The organism is Chryseobacterium lathyri (genome assembly GCF_003290185.1).
Classification (GTDB): Bacteria; Bacteroidota; Bacteroidia; order Flavobacteriales; family Weeksellaceae; genus Chryseobacterium; species Chryseobacterium lathyri.
Map to the genome: position 1 here is coordinate 88,090 of NZ_QNFY01000003.1, position 18,787 is coordinate 106,876.

Below are 18,787 nucleotides of genomic sequence, written 5' to 3' on the forward strand. Positions count from 1 at the left end.
AGTTAAATTTGGAAGTGAAAATTTGAATAAAAAGTTGAAAGTAAATAATTAATTTGTCAATCAATTTATTAAGTATTTTGCTTTTATTAAAAAAAGATCTAAATGTTTCCAACCCATTCAACAGTTTATGCATCTATTACAGTATAAAGCCTGACTATGGAAAAAGAATTACTAATAGAATGCCAGCGTAACAGCCGGAGTGCCCAGCGGAAGATCTACGAGAAAATGGCGGGCAGGCTGTATTCAGTCTGCAGACGCTATCTGAAAAATGATGAAGATATTGAAGAAGTATTGGCCGATACTTTTTACAAAATATTCACCAAGATCACCCAGCTTCAGAATCTGGACACCTTTGAAGGATGGGCTAAAAAAATTGCAGTCAATGAATGCCTTCAGAAATTGAGAGCTACCAAAGCTCAATTCGTCTCTATGGATGACGGTTTTGCAGAAACATCCGGAACCTTATCAGAAAGCATTTCATTTGAGAAAGATATTCTGAGCCTGCTGAATTTTCTTCCCGAAGGCTGCAGAGCAATTTTCAATCTGTTTGCTATTGAGGGTTATCCCCATAAAGAAATTGCTTCCATGCTCTCGATAAGCGAAGGGACTTCTAAATCCCAGCTCAATTTTGCAAGGAAAAAACTACAGGAACTTTTAGTCAATCAGAACATTTAAACTTTAGGAAAATGGAAAATAATCACGACATAGATAAAAGATTCAATGATGCTTCTAAGCTTTCAGAAGAACCGACTGTTTTTCAGGGTTTTGATAAAGTTTGGGCGAAGGTTGAAGAAAAATTGGATACAATAGAAGAAAAAAAGAGAATATTACCGGTTTGGCTTCCTTATGGAGTTGCAGCCAGCTTAATTCTCGGTCTGGGAGCATTTTATTTTATCAGCAAAAATGGAACTGTTGAAAATTCAGCTCCTTTAATGGTAGAAAACAGTACTGAAATACATCCTGAAAAAAAGAGCATTTATACTGTAGACAGTACAGTTAAATCGAATATTGAAAAGGAAATTGAAATCTCAAAATCATCACAGAAAGCCCTTTCTGTCGCAAAAGATGAAGCTATTAAAGTCCCGAACAACGAGAGTAAAGCCTTAGCTGTTAATAAGAATGAAGAGAGGTATGCGTCACGAAAAAATGCTTACTCAACAGATAAATATTATATCAAAAAGAAAGAAGCCGGTAATGTAACTGTTGCCCCGGTAAAAGGAGGTAAGCAGGGAGATACGCTACAAACGCAGAATATTGAAGAAGTTGTTTTAACAGGAATTACGCCTAAAAAAGTACAGGCTTATACCTCAAGTGCTGTTAGTGTACAGTCTAATTATATTGCTTCAAATACTATTCCTCAGGCACTTCAGGGAAGTGTAATGGGAGTCCAGATTCAGGCTTATGGAACTAAGCGGAGAAAAAATGATCAGATTGCTAATAAAATGAATGCAATCAATAATGGTTTTTCAGGTAATAATCAAATAAGCATAAGAGGTGCAGCAAGTTTAAAAGGGACAAACGAACCATTATTTGTGGTTAACGGGGAAATAGTACAGCGTGATTATTTCAATGCATTGAATCCCAAAAAGATTGAAAGTGTGGAAGTTGTAAAAGGAGCTGGTGCATCAGCTTTGTACGGGAGCAGGGGAGCGAACGGAATTATTGTAGTAAAAACTAAAAGGCTTTCCAGAAAGGAGAAAAGAAGGATGGAGGAAATACAGAAAACAATCAGCCAATACAAACAGAATGTTTCCGATAATGAAGGCTATGATGCATTTGAAGAAAACCCATTTGAGCTCACCAAAAACCAGCCGTTGTCAACTTTTTCTATTGATGTGGATAATGCAGCCTATTCCAATATCAGAAGAATGATCAATAATGGACAAACCGTAGATAAAAACGCGGTAAGGGTTGAAGAAATGATCAATTATTTTAAATACAATTATCCTCAGCCGAAAAATAACGATCCGTTTTCCATTAATACAGAATATGTCAATGCACCCTGGAATCCAACCCATAAACTTTTAAAAATAGGTCTTCAGGGAAAGAATATTGCCATGGATAAAGTTCCCGCATCTAATCTCGTATTCCTGATAGATGTTTCTGGATCAATGAATGAACCGAATAAGTTACCACTCCTGAAATCCTCTTTCAAAGTACTTCTGGATCAGCTCAGACCTGAAGATAAAGTTGGGATTGTAGTGTATGCGGGAAATGCAGGTATGGTTCTGCCACCGACTTCTGCCAGAGAGAAAGAAAAAATAGTTCTTGCACTGGACAATCTCCAGGCAGGAGGAAGCACAGCAGGCGGTGCAGGAATTGAGCTTGCCTATAAGCTAGCGCAAGAAAATTTCATTAAAAACGGCAACAACCGGGTAATTATAGCTACAGATGGAGATTTTAACGTTGGTGCTTCTTCCACTTCAGATATTAAAACTTTGATTGAAGAAAAAAGAAAATCCGGAGTTTTTCTGACTTGCCTGGGCTTTGGAATGGGTAATTATAAAGATAATACGCTTGAAACCTTAGCTGATAAAGGAAACGGGAATTATGCTTACATAGACAATCTTCAAGAAGCCAATAAATTCCTGGGAAAAGAATTTGCAGGAAGCATATATACAATTGCAAAAGATGTAAAGATCCAGATTGAGTTTAACCCTAAATATGTGAGTTCTTACCGCCTCATTGGCTATGAAAACAGAAAATTGAGAAATGAAGATTTTACCAATGATAAAATTGATGCCGGGGAATTGGGAAGCGGACATACGGTAACAGCTTTATATGAAATGATTCCTGCCGGTGTGAAATCTGAGTTTCTGCCTGAAGAGAATAAACTAAGATATAACAAGACTTCTTCTTCTGAGGATTTTAGTGATGAACTGGCAACTATTAGATTCCGTTACAAGAAACCAGACGGAAATACCAGTACAGAAATAGTGCAGACAGTAAAAAATACGGATCATTCTGCAAGCCCAGATTTTAAATTTGCAACATCTGTCGCATGGTTTGGATTGGTTTTGAGAGATTCAAAATTAATAAGCAAAAAAGACCTTAATGATATCGAAACACTTGCCAGAGAAGGAAAAAATAAAGATGAAGAAGGGTACAGATCCGAATTTATAAGATTGGTTGAAACGTATAAAACCATTCAAAAATAGCTTTAAAACAGACATTATTTTAAATGTCTGTTTTATTTTAAATTTAATTTTCAAAAATTATTGAAAATTCAAAAAATATAATTACATTTGTTATAGAAATTGAAAATGGAAAAACAAATGAAACTTTCAGAAGCAAAAGAAAAGTATATCCAGACTTGGGGAACATTCGCGACAAACTGGGGAATCAACCGTACGATGGCGCAGGTTCATGCATTGCTTTTGGCCACTGGAAAACCGCTTTCCACCGATGAAGTAATGGAACAGCTGGAAATTTCAAGAGGGAATGCCAATATGAATCTCAGGGCATTGATTGACTGGGGAATTGTAAGAAAAGAATTTATAAAAGGTGACCGTAAAGAATACTTTGTAGCAGAAAAAGATGTTTGGTACCTGTTCAAACAGATTACAAAAGAACGGAGAAAAAGGGAAATAGAACCTGTCATTGCTTTCCTGGAAGAATTAAAAAACATAGAGGATAATGATTCTCAGGAAGCGAAAGAATTTGTAAAGCTGATGGATGATTTCAGTTCCGTAACGGGAAAGATCAACAATATTATGGATATGGCAATCAAAAGTGATGATCACTGGCTGGTAGGTAAAATTACCAATCTGTTAAAATAGAAAAGGATACCATCCTTTTTTATTTGAATTTAATTTTCAAAAATTACTGAAAATATAATATTTATAAGATGTTTAATAAGAGATACTTGCAAAATGAAAACACTCATCTTTAAGATCTGGATGTATATCACTTTCAGATCCTCCCATAAAAGAACCCGCGGGGATTTTCTAATCTTTTAAATAAATGATCATGAAAACATTTGCAGCATATGACTTTTATATTCAGTTAGCAATCTTGATTGCCGGAATCATAATCGAAAGCATAGGAATATTTGGAGGAGCATTTTATTTTGTGGTAGGCATTCCACAGCTTGTCAGCTTTTTAATAAGGGTTCTTCAGCCGGGAAAAAAATCTCTTTTATATATCATTTATGGAATTCTTATTCTACCGGTCTGGATTTCATTGTTGCTCGTTTTCGGACTTAAGGTGCATCCAGATATTACTGAAATGCTTCTGATGATCTTAATTGGCGCACTATTTTACAGTCCGGTTATGGCCGTAATCTACATCTATGATAATTACAGAACTTATAAATCTTACCAATAAACAGCCATGAACACTTTAAAAAAACACACCCTGATCTACGACAATGAATGTCCCATGTGCAATATCTATTCTAAAGGTTTTACAAAATTTGGAATGCTTGATGAGAATGGAAGAGAAGCTTTTACAGAAATCTCAAAAGCGAATAAATCCATCATAGACTTTAACCGTGCAAAAAACGAGATTGCATTGATAGATCACAACAGAAATGAAGTTGTGTATGGGTTGGACAGCCTTCTTCTGATCATTGGAAACTCCTTTCCTCTGCTTGAAAGAATTGGCAGGATGAATTCTTTGTACTGGTTTTTCAAAAAACTGTATTCATTTGTTTCCTATAACCGGAAACAGATCATTCCATCAGCAAATCACACTGAACAGGCTTGTATTCCTGGTTTTAATTTGAAATACAGAGTAATGTACATTGCCTTTGTAATTGTCTTTTCGGCGTATATTCTAAGTATATTTTCCGGAAAGCTGGGACTAAACCTGAATCATAGTTTTACAAGAGAATTGGGTATTTGCATCGGACAGATTATCTGGCAGACTGTATTTCTGAGAATTTATTTAAAAGATAAAATCTGGGACTATCTCGGAAATATGATGACAGTTTCTCTGATCGGAACACTGTTTTTAATTCCGGCTTTATTAACCAATTTCGTATCTTCTTTTTATATTATCTACTTCGGAATTGTTGTATTGATAATGCTTCTGGAACATTTAAGACGATGCAAACTCTTAAAGTTGAATGATCTTCCTACCATCTCATGGATCCTATTCAAAATGATAACTTGGGCATTTATTATTTGGCTTACCCTTTAAAAATGAAAAAAATGAACCATCTTGAACTTATTAAAAAAGTAGAATGGAAAGACCTCAGAACTCTTTCCGTTAAAGAAATGCTCATTGAAAACAATATCAGTCTGCCTTGGCTTTTTATTTCGATATTTTTGGCTTATTATGAATATTACTGGCTGGCTCTTCCTTTTTCTGCATTCTATTTTCTGACGGCGCTCAGACAGGTGCATAATGGATTTCACAATGCTTTGGGAACCGGAAAATTTCTAACATGGCTTTCCTTGTATCTGAACAGTATTTTGATGATGGCATCTATTCATGCGGTAAAATTTAACCATATCAGGCATCATAAATTCTGTCTTTCAGAAGAAGATTATGAAGGCAAATCGGCCTCTATGAAATGGTATGAAGCAGTCTTGTATGGTCCGAAACATATGTTCATGATCCACTGGATCACCTTTAAAAAAGCCAATAAAAAGTATAAAAAAAATATGATGATAGAACTCGTTTCAATAGCGATTTTTACTTTTATAGTGTTTTATTTTCAGATTAATTTTCTGATCTATCATGCGTTGATCATGCTTTTCGGAGAATTTTTAATGGCATTCTTTGCAGTATGGACTGTTCATCATGACACCCATGAAAACCCTGATATCGCAAGAACACAGCGTGGATCCTGGAAAAACAAAATTACTTTCAGTATGTTCTATCATATGGAGCACCATCTTTTTCCTGCTGTTCCAACGATCAAATTACCGGAACTGGCTGCAAGAATAGATAAGGAACTGCCGGAGCTGAACAAAAAACAGACTTTTTAAAAAAATAATAGCTTAGACAGCAAATGGTAAACTAAAATATGTATCTCGGAACAGGAATCCCGAAACTCTTTAAAACTAAAACTATGGCTACAATATATTTAGAAACCCTGATCAAAGCAGATATTCACAAAGTTTTCGACTTGGCCAGGGATATTGACCTGCACCAAAAATCAACATCAAAAACCAATGAAAAGGCAATAGCAGGACGTCCGGACTGATTGAAGAAAATGAAACCATAACATGGAGAGCCACACATTTAGGAATTAATCAGACATTGACAACCAAAATCATCAGTATGCAAAAAAACGTCCAGTTTACGGATGTCATGCTTAAAGGAGCTTTTACATTGATGATTCTTTTACATTGATGATTTCTGTGAAGCTGTTGAATGGATCATTAGCCATGAAAGTATATCAGGAACCATCAATGTAACCGCTCCCAATCCTGTGTCCAACAGAGATCTTATGCCAAAACTCAAAATCCCTTTTGGATTAAATGCTCCGGTACGGCAGCTGGAAATAGCTTCCCTCTTCTTAAATACGGAAACTGAACTCTTATTGAAAAGCAGAAATGAACTGGATAAAGCGCTGCAGCATTTATTGAAAAATTAAGGTTTGCTGATTAGTGGCAGGATGTTTAATTTAGCAAAAACGAACGTCATATGCTCATTAAACAGAAAACAAAAACCTTTTTTCTTTCATCTTTTCTTATTTCTTCTGCTTTCTTTTCACAGGCTCATAATGTATCTGCAGGCTATCAGAAGCCGGATGATCCGCTTGTTGTTCAGAATCTGGAGCAGTGGCAGGATCTGAAATTCGGACTGTTTATGCATTGGGGGACCTACAGCCAATGGGGAATTGTAGAAAGCTGGAGCTTATGCCCTGAAGACGAATCCTGGACTCAGAGAAAGCCTGAACATGGGAAATCTTACAATGAGTATGTCAAGAACTATGAAAACCTTCAGACTACCTTTAATCCCACAGGATTTAACCCTCAAAAATGGGCAGATGCAGCAAAGAAAGCAGGAATGAAATACGTAGTTTTCACCACAAAGCATCATGACGGCTTTGCCATGTTTGACACCAAGGAATCGGACTATAAAGTTACCTCACCAAAAACACCGTTCTCAAAAAATTCTAAAGCAGACGTTACCAAAGAGATTTTCAATGCATTCAGAAAAGACGGTTTCAAAATTGGAGCTTATTTTTCAAAGCCCGACTGGCATTCGGAAAACTATTGGTGGCCCTATTTTCCGCCGAAAGACAGAAATGTAAATTACGATCCGAAAAAGTATCCTGAAAGATGGGAAGGCTTTAAAACATTCACTTTTAATCAGCTTAATGAAATTACATCCAACTACGGGAAAATTGATATTCTGTGGCTGGATGGAGGCTGGGTACGGCCTTTCAAAACCATTGATCCGTCTGTGGAATGGCAGAGAACCATCAAAGTAGAGCAGGATATTGATATGGATAAAATTGGAAGCATGGCCAGGAAAAACCAGCCGGGAATCATAGTTGTAGACCGTACCGTACCCGGAAAGTGGGAAAATTATGTGACCCCCGAGCAGGCTGTCCCGGAACATCCCCTTTCCATTCCCTGGGAAAGCTGCATTACGATGGGAGATTCTTTCTCGTATGTTCCCAACGACCATTATAAATCCTCTCAAAAAATCATTGAAACACTCATCAAAATTATTTCCCGGGGTGGAAATTACCTCATGAATATTGCTCCTGGCCCAAATGGAGATTATGATGCAATTGTTTATGAAAGATTAAATGAGATTTCGGGCTGGATGGAGAAAAATCAATCAGCTGTATTTGCTACAAGAAGCACTGAGCCTTACCATAACGGGAACTTCTATTATACCCGGTCTAAAGACGGCAAAATCCTCAATGTTTTTCATATTGATGATCAGAAAGAGTATCAGGCTCCTGATGTACTCACTTTTTCACTTCCGGAAAACTTCAAACCGAAAGCATTGAAAATTCTTGGAATCAATTCAAAAGTGACGTGGAAACAGACAGGAACTACAGTAGAGCTGAAGCTGCCGGAAGACAGAAAAAAATTAAAGTATGCCACCGCCATTCAAATAACGAATTAATGAAATTTAACTGTATTAAAGCAGCGGTCATTGTGCTTGTTCTGAATTCCGCATTCCTGAGTGCCCAGAAAGAAAAACCTTTATACAAAGATCCGAAACAGCCCGTAGAAGTAAGAGTTCAGGATCTGTTAAAAAGAATGACTCCCGAAGAAAAATTCTGGCAGTGTTTTATGATCCCGGGAGATCTGGATAATGTTCCCAAAGACCAGTACAGGCACGGAATCTTTGGTCTGCAGGTCAGTGCCGGAAATCAGGGTGGCGGGGCAGCAGGCCAGCTATTGAAATATAATGCCGGTGAAGATGCGGAAAAGCTCGCGAGAAAAATCAATGCTATTCAAAAATATTTTGTTGAAGAATCCAGACTGGGAATTCCGATCATCCCGTTTGATGAAGCTTTACACGGATTAATGCGTGATGGAGCAACGGCTTTTCCCCAGGCTATTGGGCTTGCTGCCACATTCAATCCCGAACTGATGAAGCAGGTTTCTTCTGCCATTGCAAAAGAATCAAAATTAAGAGGAATCCGCCAGGTTCTGACCCCGGTAGTGAATCTGGCCAGCGATGTGAGATGGGGACGGACAGAGGAAACGTACGGGGAAGATCCTTTTTTAACCTCTGTGATGGGCGTTGGTTTCGTAAGCTCATTTGAAAACCAGGGAATCATTACCACTCCAAAGCATTTTTTAGCCAATGTAGGAGAAGGCGGAAGAGATTCTTATCCTATTCACTGGAGCAGAAGATATCTTGAAGAAACCCATCTTATTCCCTTTCATACAGCATTTACCTCAGGAAAAAGCAGGTCTGTGATGACCTCCTATAACCTTCTCGACGGAAGACCTTCGACTGCCAACCATTGGCTGCTCACAGAAAAACTGAAAAAAGAATGGAATTTCAAAGGCTTTGTCATTAGCGATGCCAGTGCTGTAGGAGGCGCCAATGTACTTCATTTTACGGCAAAAGATTATGATGATGCCTCTGCACAGGCTATGAATGCAGGGCTTGACGTAATTTTCCAGACAGAATACAAACATTATCAGCTGTTTATTCCTCCGTTTTTGGATGGACGGATTTCACAGGAAAGGATAGATGATGCGGTAGCAAGGGTTTTAAAGGCAAAATTTGAACTCGGGCTTTTTGAGAATCCTTATATCTCTGACCGGGAAATTCATGAATTGAAAATGATTAATCATAAACCGTTAGCCGAAAAAGCAGCTCTTGAATCTATTGTTTTATTACAGAATAATAGGGGAACACTCCCGGTTTCTGCTAATGTGAAGAAAATAGCAGTGATCGGAACAGATGCCGTTGATGCGAGACTTGGCGGCTATTCCGGGCCGGGAAACTATAAAGTAAGTATGCTTGAGGGAATTAAAAACATTACAAAAGATAAAAATATAGAGATCCTTTATTCAAAAGGTATTACATGGGATCTGAAGGATTTTGCAACGGTTCCTGCCGATCTTTTATCATCTGAAAATAAGAAAGGCTTAAAAGGAAATTATTTCCCAAATACGGGCTTACAGGGAAAGGAGGCTTTTCAAAGGCAGGATGAGCAGATTAATTTCAAATGGACCCTATACTCACCGGATCCTGAAAAACTACAGCCGGACAACTACAGCATCCGGTGGACAGGTCAACTGAAGGCTCCGGGTAATGGAAAATACCAGCTCGGCCTGCGTGGAAACGATGGTTTCAGATTATATCTGGACGGAAAATTAATTGTTGATCAATGGGAAAAGCTGGGCTATTCAACAAAAACAGCTGCCATAGATTTTGTGAAAGACCAACAATACAATCTCATTATAGAATTCCGGGAAAGCAGGGGAGAAGCTCATGTTGAGCTGATCTGGAATTATGGTATTGATGATGCTCAGAAAGAATTTAATGAGGCTTTAAAAACTGCAGAAAAGGCAGATCATATCATTGTTGCTGCCGGAATTCATGAAGGAGAGTTTCAGGACCGTTCCTCGCTGAGCCTGCCCGGAAATCAGGAAAAATTTATTCATGAAGTTTCAAAACTGAACAAACCCATAACCGTAATTTTAGTTGGGGGCTCTGCTATCAAAACCACAGCGTGGAAAGATAAAGCAGGAGCCATTCTGGATGTTTGGTATCCGGGAGAAGAGGGCGGAAACGCGGTGGCGAAAATTCTTTTCGGAGCGGAAAATCCTTCAGGGAAATTGCCCATTACCTTTCCGGCCGAAGAAGGGCAGCTGCCATTGACCTACAATCATCATCCGACAGGAAGAGGAAATGATTATTATGATTTGAGTGGTGAACCATTATATCCTTTTGGTTTTGGCCTTAGCTATACCACTTTTGAGCTTTCGGATCTGCAGCTTAATCAGTTGAAATATTCTGAAAATGATATTGTTACTGCCCGAATCAATGTCAAAAATACAGGAACCAAAGGAGGAAGTGAAGTCGTTCAGCTGTATGTGAAAGACCTGCTGGCATCAGTTTCAAGACCTGTTATTGAGTTAAAAGGTTTTCAGAAAGTGTATGTAAATCCCGGGGAATCAAAGCAGGTAACCATTAAAATTCCAGTCAAAGAACTCCGGTTTTTAGATGAAAATATGAACTGGACAGTAGAAAAAGGAACCTACAGAATTATGGTCGGAAATTCCTCTAAAAACCTTCCCTTAAAACAGAATATTGAGGTAGAATAATTTCTTATTCAGGATTTATCCTTTTCTAAAGCCTGCTGACAGAAGGTGAATGCGAAGGATAAAAACTCTGGTACGATATATGTAATATGTATTGCAAAACCTGAATGAATTGAATGGATATTAATTAATCATTTTAAAATCATTCTTAAAAGTAAAATGTCATGAAAAAGTTTTTTATATCGACCGTATTGTTATTAGTTTTATCGATGAGTGTGAATGCCCAGAAACGACCACCGGCACCTCCACACCCATCCAAAAGTGAGCTAATCAGCAGTAAATCGCGTGAGCTGGACAAAAAATACAATACAGAAAAGAAACTGATTATGAATCATCCGCTTGCGACAAAAAAGATGAAAAGAGATCAGATGAAAGCTTTAAATGAAAGATACCGGACCGAGAAAAGATTACTTAAAAAACTGTAATCCCGGATCTTTTTAAAATTATACATTAAACTGATAAGAAAGCCGTTTTCACCAGCTGAGAACGGCTTTCTTTATTTTTTTTCTGTGCTTATTTCAGCTTTATATAATTTTCCTGAAAGTAAAAGATTGAAAAGGAAAAAATAACCAGGAAATATAAAGCCAGTCAACGGTCCACCAAATGAACGTAGTATTCAGTGAAATATGAATGACAGAACATAGAACATCCAATATTTTTCCTTAAATTCGCATAAAATTTTTAAAATAATGAACTACGATATCATTGTCATCGGAAGCGGTCCTGGCGGTTATGTTACAGCGATCAGAGCAGCACAATTGGGTTTCAAAACTGCAATTATCGAGAAAGAAAACTTAGGGGGAATCTGCCTGAACTGGGGATGTATTCCTACGAAAGCTTTACTGAAGTCTGCTCAGGTTTTTCATTATATCAACCATGCTGAAGACTATGGTCTGAATAAAGTGGAAGGAAGCTTTGAGTTTCCAAATGTAATCCAGAGAAGCCGTGGCGTAGCCAACAAAATGAGCAAAGGAATTGAATTCCTGATGAAGAAGAACAAGATCGACGTGATTCTTGGGACAGCTAAGGTTCAGAAAGGTAAAAAAGTTTCTGTTACAGATAAAGATGGTAAAGTGACTGAATATGCAGCAGAGAACATTATTATCGCAACAGGAGCACGTTCAAGAGAACTTCCTAACCTTCCTCAGGATGGTAAAAAAGTAATCGGATACAGACAGGCATTATCTCTTCCTGAGCAACCGAAATCTATGATTGTTGTAGGTTCTGGCGCTATCGGGGTAGAATTTGCCGATTTCTATAATACAATGGGTACTAAAGTAACTGTTGTAGAATTTATGCCAAACATTGTTCCTGTAGAAGATGAGGAAATTTCTAAGCACCTGGAAAAATCTCTTAAAAAGACAGGAATAGAGATCATGACTAATGCATCAGTTGAAAGTGTTGATACAAGCGGAGAAGGCGTAAAAGCAACTGTAAAAACAGCAAACGGAAACATTACCCTTGAAGCTGATATTTTACTTTCTGCCGTAGGTATCGCTGCCAATATCGAAAACATCGGATTGGAAGAAGTAGGAATCCAGACTGATAAAGGAAGAGTTTTAGTGAACGAATGGTATGAAACTTCAGTTCCGGGTTACTATGCAATCGGTGATATCATTCCTACACAGGCTTTGGCACACGTTGCTTCTGCTGAAGGAATCACTTGTGTTGAAAAAATCAAAGGAATGCACGTTGAAAAAATCGACTATGGCAATATCCCGGGATGTACATACTGTCACCCAGAAGTAGCCTCTGTAGGTCTTACGGAAAAGCAGGCTAAAGAAAAAGGATACGAGATCAAAGTAGGGAAGTTCCCTCTTTCCGCAAGTGGTAAAGCAACTGCTAACGGAAATACAGACGGATTCATCAAAGTTATTTTTGATGCCAAATATGGTGAGTGGTTAGGATGTCACATGATTGGAGAAGGAGTTACAGATATGGTTGCAGAAGCAGTAGTGGCCAGAAAACTGGAAACTACAGGTCATGAGATCATTAAATCGATCCACCCACACCCAACGGTTTCCGAAGCGATTATGGAAGCAGCAGCAGCAGCTTACGGTGAAGTAATCCATATCTAAGATCAATTTAACTGATACCTGTATTCAGAATATGTTTTTAACTGGTCAAAAAACAGTTTTGAAAGATAACAATCAGAAAGACTTTTCAGCGATTTTTGAAAAGTATATGAATAACTAAAATATTAATAACTATATTTAAAGCTCAGATTTGTTCTGGGCTTTTTTTATGATAGCTGCAATTATGAAAAAGATAAATTTACTCCTTCTTTTCCTTTGTTTTAATTTTTTATTTTCTCAGAAAGAAACATACTTTCCGGCAAAATATGTCCTGAAAAATTCTAAGGACACTATAAAAACAAAAATTCTGAATATTGGATTGTATGATAATGAAGAGTTTTCTCCGGCAACTTATATCCGCCAGATCACAGTGTTAGATCCTTCAGGTAAAAAGCTGAAAGTGAATGAAAATGATATTAAATACCTGGAAATAAGAGACCTTAAAAAAGTAAAAAGAACATTCGTTAACTCAAAATCCGTTCTTTCTAAAGATTCCGGATTGCTTCAGGTAATGTATAGCGGGAATAAGACGCAATGGTACAGAAAGAGCTTTTACGACGGCCCTATCTATACCTATGAAACAAAGAATACAGATTATTTGATCATGCGGAAGAACAAAAATATTAATGAAATATATTTTAGGGCACCGGGAGCAAGAGCACAATTGAAGGAAATATTCGGAGCGTACCCCGATCTTTCACTATTGATAGATGGGATGGTTGAGGATACAGATTTAATAAAGATCCTTGAACGATATGATAAAAAATAATCATATAGAAACTTTGTAAATAAATGAAACCATGGATAATGTCTGTGGTTTTTTGTAAATTCAGGCAAAATTTAAGCATGAAAAACAAATATATTATTCTTCCTCTTCTGTTCGCCGGACTCCTGTCTGCACAGACGAAAAATGACTTTGTAAGCCCCAATGAAAATCTTATTGTCGAAAATATTCTGCCTATTCCAAAGAGTTTGAATCAGACTATTAAAAAGTATTCTGAGAGTAGAAATGCAGGTGTTGCAGACATTCATCCTAATGGAAAAGAGATCATTGCGGTGACCCGTTTTGCTTCGACCAATCAGCTTCATAAGATTTCTGTTCCCATGGGAGCGAGAAAGCAGATTACTTTCTTTGATGAACCCGTCAATACAGCCTCATATGAGCCCGTAAAGGGGGAGTATCTGATCTACACCAAAGATACCGGAGGAAATGAATTCGGGCAGCTTTTTAAGCTTGATCTGAAGACGATGGAATCTAAACTTCTCACCGATGGCGGACGATCCCAGAATGGAGGAGTAATCTGGAAAAAAGATGGGTCAGGATTTTATTTTTCATCCACAAAAAGAAACGGTGGCGACAGGGATATTTATTACATGAATCCTCTAAAACCGGAAAATGCACAATTGGTACTGGAAGTCAAAGGAGGCGGCTGGGGAATTTCCGATCTTTCCGAAGACGGTAAAAAGCTTCTGGTTGCAGAATATGTTTCAGCTAACGATTCCTATCTGTACCTGTATGATCTGGAAGCTAAAAAACTGGAACCCATCACAGACCGCAAAGAAAAAGGAGTCGTGCAAAGCGCGGGTATTTTCAGCAAAAATCCTGATGAAATTTTTTATGTTACAGACCGGAATAATGAATTCAGCAGACTGGCAGTTTTGAATTTGAAAACTAAAAAAACAGAATACCTGACCTCTTCCATTCCATGGAATGTAGAAGATTATGAGCTTTCTGAAGATAAATCCACGCTGGCATTTGTAACCAATGAAAGCGGAATCAATAAATTGTATATTCTGGATACGGCTACAAAAAAATATGTACCTGTCAGCCAAATCCCGATCGGTCTGATTGGTGGTGTGAAATTTTCCAATGATGGGAAATCTCTTTATTTCTCCAGATCAGCAGCAGATTCAGGTGCAGATGTTTATAAAATGGATATGGCCACCCGGAATATAGAAAGGTGGACGGAAAGTGAGCAAGGTGAAATGCAGCCTTCCGATATGTCCGTCCCAAAACTGATCGAATGGAAGAGCTTTGACAATATGAAGATCTCAGGGTTTTATTATCCGGTGTCATCGAAGTTTACAGGAAAAAGGCCGGTGATTATTAATATCCACGGAGGACCGGAAGGCCAGTCTATGGCATCTTCTCTGGGTTCTTCCAATTATTTTACCAATGAAATGGGAGTTGCCATGATTTATCCTAATGTAAGAGGTTCATCCGGTTTTGGGAAAACATTTATTGCGGCCGATAACTGGGACCTGAGAATGAATTCCGTGAAAGATATCGGAGCCCTACTTGATTGGATCGCCAGGCAGCCTGAGCTGGATAAAGACAGGATCATGATCATGGGAGGAAGCTATGGAGGCTTTATGACTCTGGCCACTGCTTATGAATATGCCGATAAGATCAGATGCTCCGTAGATATTGTTGGAATCTCCGATTTTAATACCTTTCTTAAAAATACGGAAGAATACAGAAGAGACCTGAGAAGGGTAGAGTATGGCGACGAAAGAATTCCCAAAATGGCAGAATTCTTTACTAAAATTGCCCCTCTGAATAATATCGATAAGATTAAAAAACCAATGTTCATCATCCAGGGAACCAATGATCCCAGAGTTCCTGTCACAGAAGCTGTTCAGATGAGAGATAAGCTGAAAGCCCAGGGAAAAACAGTATGGTATCTGGAAGCTAAAAATGAAGGCCACGGATTCAGGAAAAAAGAAAATGTGGATTTTCAGCGTCTTGCCGTGATCAGATTCATGCAGGAATACCTGCTGAAATAACAACAGTATAAAAACTGTCCATATTCTGGATGTATCAAAATAAAACCGCAAAAGTCAGAAAATTTATATGCTTAAAGTATTTGAAAATTCTGTGACTTTTGTGGTTTAAAATATTCTGTAACGACCATAAGAATGTTGTACAGGGAAGAGAATGCGTTTTATTTCATTTCTTCATTAAGTTTATAGCTGTCTTCTAAGAAATGATATTTGACAATTTTTCCGTTAATCACTTTAAAAATAACAACAAATTCGGTACTGAACACTTTGTCATATTTCAGTATTCTGGAGGATAACTGTCCTGCTACGGCTGCGTTTTCCCCTTCTACAGAAATAAAATCAATAGTAAAGCTTTCCGATTGTATGTTATTGTATAATTCTTGAAAAAACAGCTCTATTTCCTCACGGGTTTCTCTTTTTCCTGTCCATGGGAATTTATCCTTGTTGCCGGGCAAATCCCAGTCTACATAATCTGCAAAAAGATCTACTATATTTCCTTCTTTCCTTCCGAACTGCAGATCATAGAATTCTTCAACTACATCTCTGGTCGAGGGTACTGAATTTTGTTTACCGGAGTCGTTCCTGAAAATAGCAAGCCTTTCGGTATCTTCCGATGTAAAATCAGGATCTACATAGATATGAACTCTTTTAATCAGTTCACCGTCAAATTCAAAAACATTACAAAATTTACCAAAAGACGTATGATTGTCCGGCCATTCCTTACCAGACCTTGTAACTCCTTTTTCGTTGCCTTCAACCACAATGACAGTATCTGAAAAAGTATACCTGAAATTTTGAATATCATGAGTAAGCTTCTCCAAATGCTTTCCTATGACCGTTCCGAAATTTTTAATTCCCTGTTTCCCTTTTTCAAACCCAAATTTAGGATAATACATTTCTACATCTTCGGCATAAAGATCAAAGTATTCATCATCAAATATTACTGAATCTATCTTTTTGAAATAGGTTTCAATTTTGTTTTTTCTGATCTCATTTAAAGTCTTTTTTTCCATTTTATTCTTACTTGATTAATATTTATTATTGTATTTTAAACCGATCGTTCCGTTATTGGATAAAAAAATTTATTTCCTGATTTGTTCCATTAAAAAATCAACCATTTCCGTTACTTCTTTTTTATTTTGCGTTAAGATATAATGACTCCAAAAACTACTGAAAGAAGCAAGAATATAACGGGCAATAACAGATGAAGAACTTTCACTTCTGATATCTCCTTCCGTACGGGCCTGTAATATGGCCTGTTCTAAAATCGCCTGCAGCACCGCACCATTCTTCAGGATGAACTGCTTAACCTTCTGGTCTGAAGGGGCCACTTCAAAAATAGTTTTTACAATAAGACACGCTCTGTTATCTGCCAGTGTCTGATCTACAACATCCCGGATGATATATTCTAGAGATTCAATTCCTCTATCTTTTGCCTGTGACGCTTTTGAGTATTGATTTTCTTTGAAGGCCGCATAATTCGCCAGACATTTTAAAAATAAATCATGCTTATTGCCATAGGTATCATAGATACTGCTCCTGTTCAGCTTCATGACAGCTACAATATCATGCATGGATGTCGTGTGGTATCCCTTTTCCCAAAAGAGGTTGCGCACTAGTTCCAGTTTTTCTGTATAATCAAATTCCTTATTTCTTGGCATGAGACAAATATACAATTTAAACTGATCGTTCCAAATTAAATTATCTGCTTTTTTGAATCAGATAGGAAGAACAGCTTACCAGGTGTTTTGTTAAAATAATTCTAAAATCCGCATGTTTCTTAAAATTAATCTGATTATTTCAGGCTGTTTTCTTACATTTATTCTATGAATTTTGAGAGAACAGGGCTGGTTTTGTCAGGAGGCGGTACCAAAGGGATCGCCCATGCAGGAGTTTTAAAATTCTTGAATGAAAAGAACATAGATATTAATGTGCTGTCATGCTGCAGTGCAGGATCTATTGTGGGGTGTCTGCATGCAGTAGGAAAAACGCCGGATGAGATTCTGGAATTTTTCAATTCGGTTTATTTCTTCAACTGGAAGCATTTTACTTTCAACCAGCCGGGGTTGGTTTCTTCGGTGATTTTCAGTAATTATCTTAAACCCATTTTTCATGATATGAAATTAGGGGATTTGAAAAAAGAAGTGAAAATTGTAGCCACAGAACTGGTTTCCGGGACTCAAAAAATCTTTGACGAAAACTTCCAAGTAGTAGATGCTATTATTGCATCGTGCTCTATTCCGGGAGTTACAACACCCTATATCATCGGTGAGGAAATGTACTGTGACGGAGGCGTTCTGAATAACTTTCCTGCAGATATCATCAGAGATGAATGCGATAAACTGATCGGTGTTTTCGTGTCACCGCCGCATGATATTGATATTAAAGACCTGAAATCCATTAAAGCGATTGTTTCCCGTTCCTACGACCTTCTTTCATATAGAGTCGAAAAAGGAAAATTCGACTATTGTGACTGGTTTATTTCTTCCCAAAAACTTTCCTCCTATGGAACTTTTGAGCGCAAAAAAGACCGTCTGGAAGAAATTTTTAACATAGGGTATAAAGCTGCTGAAGAAAGCTATGAAGCAAGCGGTTTCCATACAGAGCTGAAACAGTCTGGCTCGTAATAAGCTTATCTATACAATAAATTAATATTATAAAAATCCCACGGATTACACAATTCCACAGCTTAACTGTCTTGAAATGATGTAATCTGCAGGTTGGTTATTTTTTGTTGTTTTATATTAGTTAAGCCATATAATATTATTTTATTGCTTCACTACAAATCCGTCCTGGCGTACAACTTCCTGATCATTCTCATTATTCACGGTCAGTGTATAAGGTGCTTTGGAAGCTGAATCGGTAAGGTAGTTTCTCCATATCTGATACGTATATCCTTTATTGGCAAAGCTGAAATAGTAATTTCCTCCGGAACCATCAGGGATCAGCTCACCGTCACTGATGATCATGCTTGGCTTTGATGTGATCCTGGCGTTGGCAGCCCATGACTGGTAAAGATATTTTCCATTTGGCTGCTTGTCGATCCTGATTTTAAATTTTTTCGTTTTAATGATCACTGTTTTCGGAACCTGCTGAGAAGAAAGTATCTTGCTGGAAACAGTAATAAAATTGGAGGTTACCGGCTTATCAATTGCATAAGCCAAAGAAAACTGAGCCATACAAAAGGCTCCTAATAAGATTCTTTTAATCATCGCATTATGG

General features: G+C 37.6%; 19 protein-coding genes. 16 read left to right on the top strand and 3 right to left on the bottom strand.

What is annotated here, in order from left to right; translation table 11 throughout:
- Positions 1-156: 156 nt before the first annotated feature.
- The 15 genes from DRF61_RS04615 (at position 157) to DRF61_RS04680 (ending at position 15,568) form a co-directional block, all read left to right on the top strand.
- The gene (locus tag DRF61_RS04615; protein WP_111954547.1) at positions 157-675 is read left to right on the top strand and encodes an RNA polymerase sigma factor; all 519 of its coding nucleotides are present in this window, start codon (positions 157-159) and stop codon (positions 673-675) included.
- Between the two features lie 11 nt (positions 676-686).
- Positions 687-3,158 carry a vWA domain-containing protein gene (locus DRF61_RS04620; protein WP_111954549.1) on the top strand — a complete coding sequence of 824 codons (2,472 nt, stop codon included), beginning with the start codon at positions 687-689 and terminating at the stop codon, positions 3,156-3,158.
- A gap of 117 nt (positions 3,159-3,275) precedes the next feature.
- Complete coding sequence (locus tag DRF61_RS04625; protein WP_111955055.1) at positions 3,276-3,779, top strand: GbsR/MarR family transcriptional regulator; 504 nt, start codon at positions 3,276-3,278, stop codon at positions 3,777-3,779.
- Positions 3,780-3,969: 190 nt separating this feature from the next.
- Positions 3,970-4,326, top strand: a complete 357-nt coding sequence (locus tag DRF61_RS04630) for a hypothetical protein (RefSeq protein WP_146896988.1) — start codon at positions 3,970-3,972, stop codon at positions 4,324-4,326.
- 6 nt (positions 4,327-4,332) lie between these two features.
- Entirely contained in the window at positions 4,333-5,142 is an 810-nt protein-coding gene (locus DRF61_RS04635; RefSeq protein ID WP_111954553.1) for a DCC1-like thiol-disulfide oxidoreductase family protein, read from the top strand.
- A 2-nt stretch (positions 5,143-5,144) separates the two neighbouring features.
- Positions 5,145-5,936 carry a fatty acid desaturase gene (locus DRF61_RS04640; RefSeq protein ID WP_228452582.1) on the top strand — a complete coding sequence of 264 codons (792 nt, stop codon included), beginning with the start codon at positions 5,145-5,147 and terminating at the stop codon, positions 5,934-5,936.
- An 83-nt stretch (positions 5,937-6,019) separates the two neighbouring features.
- On the top strand, positions 6,020-6,154 hold the full coding sequence (locus DRF61_RS22995; RefSeq protein ID WP_262510818.1) for an SRPBCC family protein: 135 nt from the start codon (positions 6,020-6,022) through the stop codon (positions 6,152-6,154).
- 246 nt (positions 6,155-6,400) lie between these two features.
- Positions 6,401-6,547, top strand: a complete 147-nt coding sequence (locus DRF61_RS22550; protein WP_157963357.1) for a hypothetical protein — start codon at positions 6,401-6,403, stop codon at positions 6,545-6,547.
- Positions 6,548-6,597: 50 nt separating this feature from the next.
- Complete coding sequence (locus DRF61_RS04650) at positions 6,598-8,040, top strand: alpha-L-fucosidase (protein WP_111954555.1); 1,443 nt, start codon at positions 6,598-6,600, stop codon at positions 8,038-8,040.
- Complete coding sequence (locus tag DRF61_RS04655; protein WP_111954557.1) at positions 8,040-10,709, top strand: glycoside hydrolase family 3 N-terminal domain-containing protein; 2,670 nt, start codon at positions 8,040-8,042, stop codon at positions 10,707-10,709. Before DRF61_RS04650 ends, DRF61_RS04655 begins: the two co-directional genes overlap by 1 nt.
- 161 nt (positions 10,710-10,870) lie before the next feature.
- Positions 10,871-11,131, top strand: a complete 261-nt coding sequence (locus DRF61_RS04660; RefSeq protein WP_111954559.1) for a hypothetical protein — start codon at positions 10,871-10,873, stop codon at positions 11,129-11,131.
- Positions 11,132-11,395: 264 nt separating this feature from the next.
- A complete protein-coding gene (lpdA, locus tag DRF61_RS04665) occupies positions 11,396-12,784 on the top strand; it encodes a dihydrolipoyl dehydrogenase (RefSeq protein ID WP_111954561.1) in 1,389 nt (462 codons plus the stop codon).
- 31 nt (positions 12,785-12,815) lie between these two features.
- Positions 12,816-12,902 (top strand): YvbH-like oligomerization domain-containing protein, encoded by an 87-nt coding sequence (locus tag DRF61_RS23085; RefSeq protein ID WP_111954563.1) that lies wholly within the window; start codon positions 12,816-12,818, stop codon positions 12,900-12,902.
- Positions 12,903-12,965: 63 nt separating this feature from the next.
- Positions 12,966-13,550, top strand: coding sequence for a hypothetical protein (locus DRF61_RS04675; protein ID WP_146896991.1), 585 nt, complete (start codon positions 12,966-12,968; stop codon positions 13,548-13,550).
- Between the two features lie 77 nt (positions 13,551-13,627).
- Complete coding sequence (locus DRF61_RS04680) at positions 13,628-15,568, top strand: S9 family peptidase (RefSeq protein ID WP_111954567.1); 1,941 nt, start codon at positions 13,628-13,630, stop codon at positions 15,566-15,568.
- A gap of 158 nt (positions 15,569-15,726) precedes the next feature.
- Here the strand turns inward: DRF61_RS04680 and DRF61_RS04685 are convergent, their stop codons facing one another.
- Positions 15,727-16,578, bottom strand: a complete 852-nt coding sequence (locus tag DRF61_RS04685) for a nuclear transport factor 2 family protein (protein ID WP_111954569.1) — start codon at positions 16,576-16,578, stop codon at positions 15,727-15,729.
- A 69-nt stretch (positions 16,579-16,647) separates the two neighbouring features.
- On the bottom strand, positions 16,648-17,226 hold the full coding sequence (locus DRF61_RS04690; RefSeq protein ID WP_111954571.1) for a TetR/AcrR family transcriptional regulator: 579 nt from the start codon (positions 17,224-17,226) through the stop codon (positions 16,648-16,650).
- Positions 17,227-17,391: 165 nt separating this feature from the next.
- Here DRF61_RS04690 and DRF61_RS04695 point away from each other — a divergent pair, with 165 nt between their 5' ends.
- A complete protein-coding gene (locus DRF61_RS04695) occupies positions 17,392-18,192 on the top strand; it encodes a patatin-like phospholipase family protein (protein WP_111954573.1) in 801 nt (266 codons plus the stop codon).
- Between the two features lie 141 nt (positions 18,193-18,333).
- Here the strand turns inward: DRF61_RS04695 and DRF61_RS04700 are convergent, their stop codons facing one another.
- Entirely contained in the window at positions 18,334-18,777 is a 444-nt protein-coding gene (locus DRF61_RS04700; protein ID WP_111954575.1) for a hypothetical protein, read from the bottom strand.
- Positions 18,778-18,787: the final 10 nt, after the last annotated feature.

Excerpts from the sequence above, each read along its gene's own strand:
- DRF61_RS22550 (WP_157963357.1), top strand. The coding sequence starts at position 6,401 with ATGCCAAAACTCAAAATCCCTTTTGGATTAAATGCTCCGGTACGGCAG.
- DRF61_RS04680 (WP_111954567.1), top strand. The coding sequence starts at position 13,628 with ATGAAAAACAAATATATTATTCTTCCTCTTCTGTTCGCCGGACTCCTG.
- DRF61_RS04650 (WP_111954555.1), top strand. The coding sequence starts at position 6,598 with ATGCTCATTAAACAGAAAACAAAAACCTTTTTTCTTTCATCTTTTCTT.
- DRF61_RS04630 (WP_146896988.1), top strand. The coding sequence starts at position 3,970 with ATGAAAACATTTGCAGCATATGACTTTTATATTCAGTTAGCAATCTTG.
- DRF61_RS04635 (WP_111954553.1), top strand. The coding sequence starts at position 4,333 with ATGAACACTTTAAAAAAACACACCCTGATCTACGACAATGAATGTCCC.
- DRF61_RS04660 (WP_111954559.1), top strand. The coding sequence starts at position 10,871 with ATGAAAAAGTTTTTTATATCGACCGTATTGTTATTAGTTTTATCGATG.
- DRF61_RS04655 (WP_111954557.1), top strand. The coding sequence starts at position 8,040 with ATGAAATTTAACTGTATTAAAGCAGCGGTCATTGTGCTTGTTCTGAAT.
- DRF61_RS04640 (WP_228452582.1), top strand. The coding sequence starts at position 5,145 with ATGAAAAAAATGAACCATCTTGAACTTATTAAAAAAGTAGAATGGAAA.
- DRF61_RS04625 (WP_111955055.1), top strand. The coding sequence starts at position 3,276 with ATGAAACTTTCAGAAGCAAAAGAAAAGTATATCCAGACTTGGGGAACA.
- DRF61_RS04675 (WP_146896991.1), top strand. The coding sequence starts at position 12,966 with ATGAAAAAGATAAATTTACTCCTTCTTTTCCTTTGTTTTAATTTTTTA.
- DRF61_RS04620 (WP_111954549.1), top strand. The coding sequence starts at position 687 with ATGGAAAATAATCACGACATAGATAAAAGATTCAATGATGCTTCTAAG.
- DRF61_RS04700 (WP_111954575.1), bottom strand. The coding sequence starts at position 18,777 with ATGATTAAAAGAATCTTATTAGGAGCCTTTTGTATGGCTCAGTTTTCT.
- DRF61_RS04615 (WP_111954547.1), top strand. The coding sequence starts at position 157 with ATGGAAAAAGAATTACTAATAGAATGCCAGCGTAACAGCCGGAGTGCC.
- DRF61_RS04695 (WP_111954573.1), top strand. The coding sequence starts at position 17,392 with ATGAATTTTGAGAGAACAGGGCTGGTTTTGTCAGGAGGCGGTACCAAA.
- DRF61_RS04690 (WP_111954571.1), bottom strand. The coding sequence starts at position 17,226 with ATGCCAAGAAATAAGGAATTTGATTATACAGAAAAACTGGAACTAGTG.
- DRF61_RS22995 (WP_262510818.1), top strand. The coding sequence starts at position 6,020 with ATGGCTACAATATATTTAGAAACCCTGATCAAAGCAGATATTCACAAA.
- DRF61_RS23085 (WP_111954563.1), top strand. The coding sequence starts at position 12,816 with ATGTTTTTAACTGGTCAAAAAACAGTTTTGAAAGATAACAATCAGAAA.
- DRF61_RS04685 (WP_111954569.1), bottom strand. The coding sequence starts at position 16,578 with ATGGAAAAAAAGACTTTAAATGAGATCAGAAAAAACAAAATTGAAACC.
- lpdA (WP_111954561.1), top strand. The coding sequence starts at position 11,396 with ATGAACTACGATATCATTGTCATCGGAAGCGGTCCTGGCGGTTATGTT.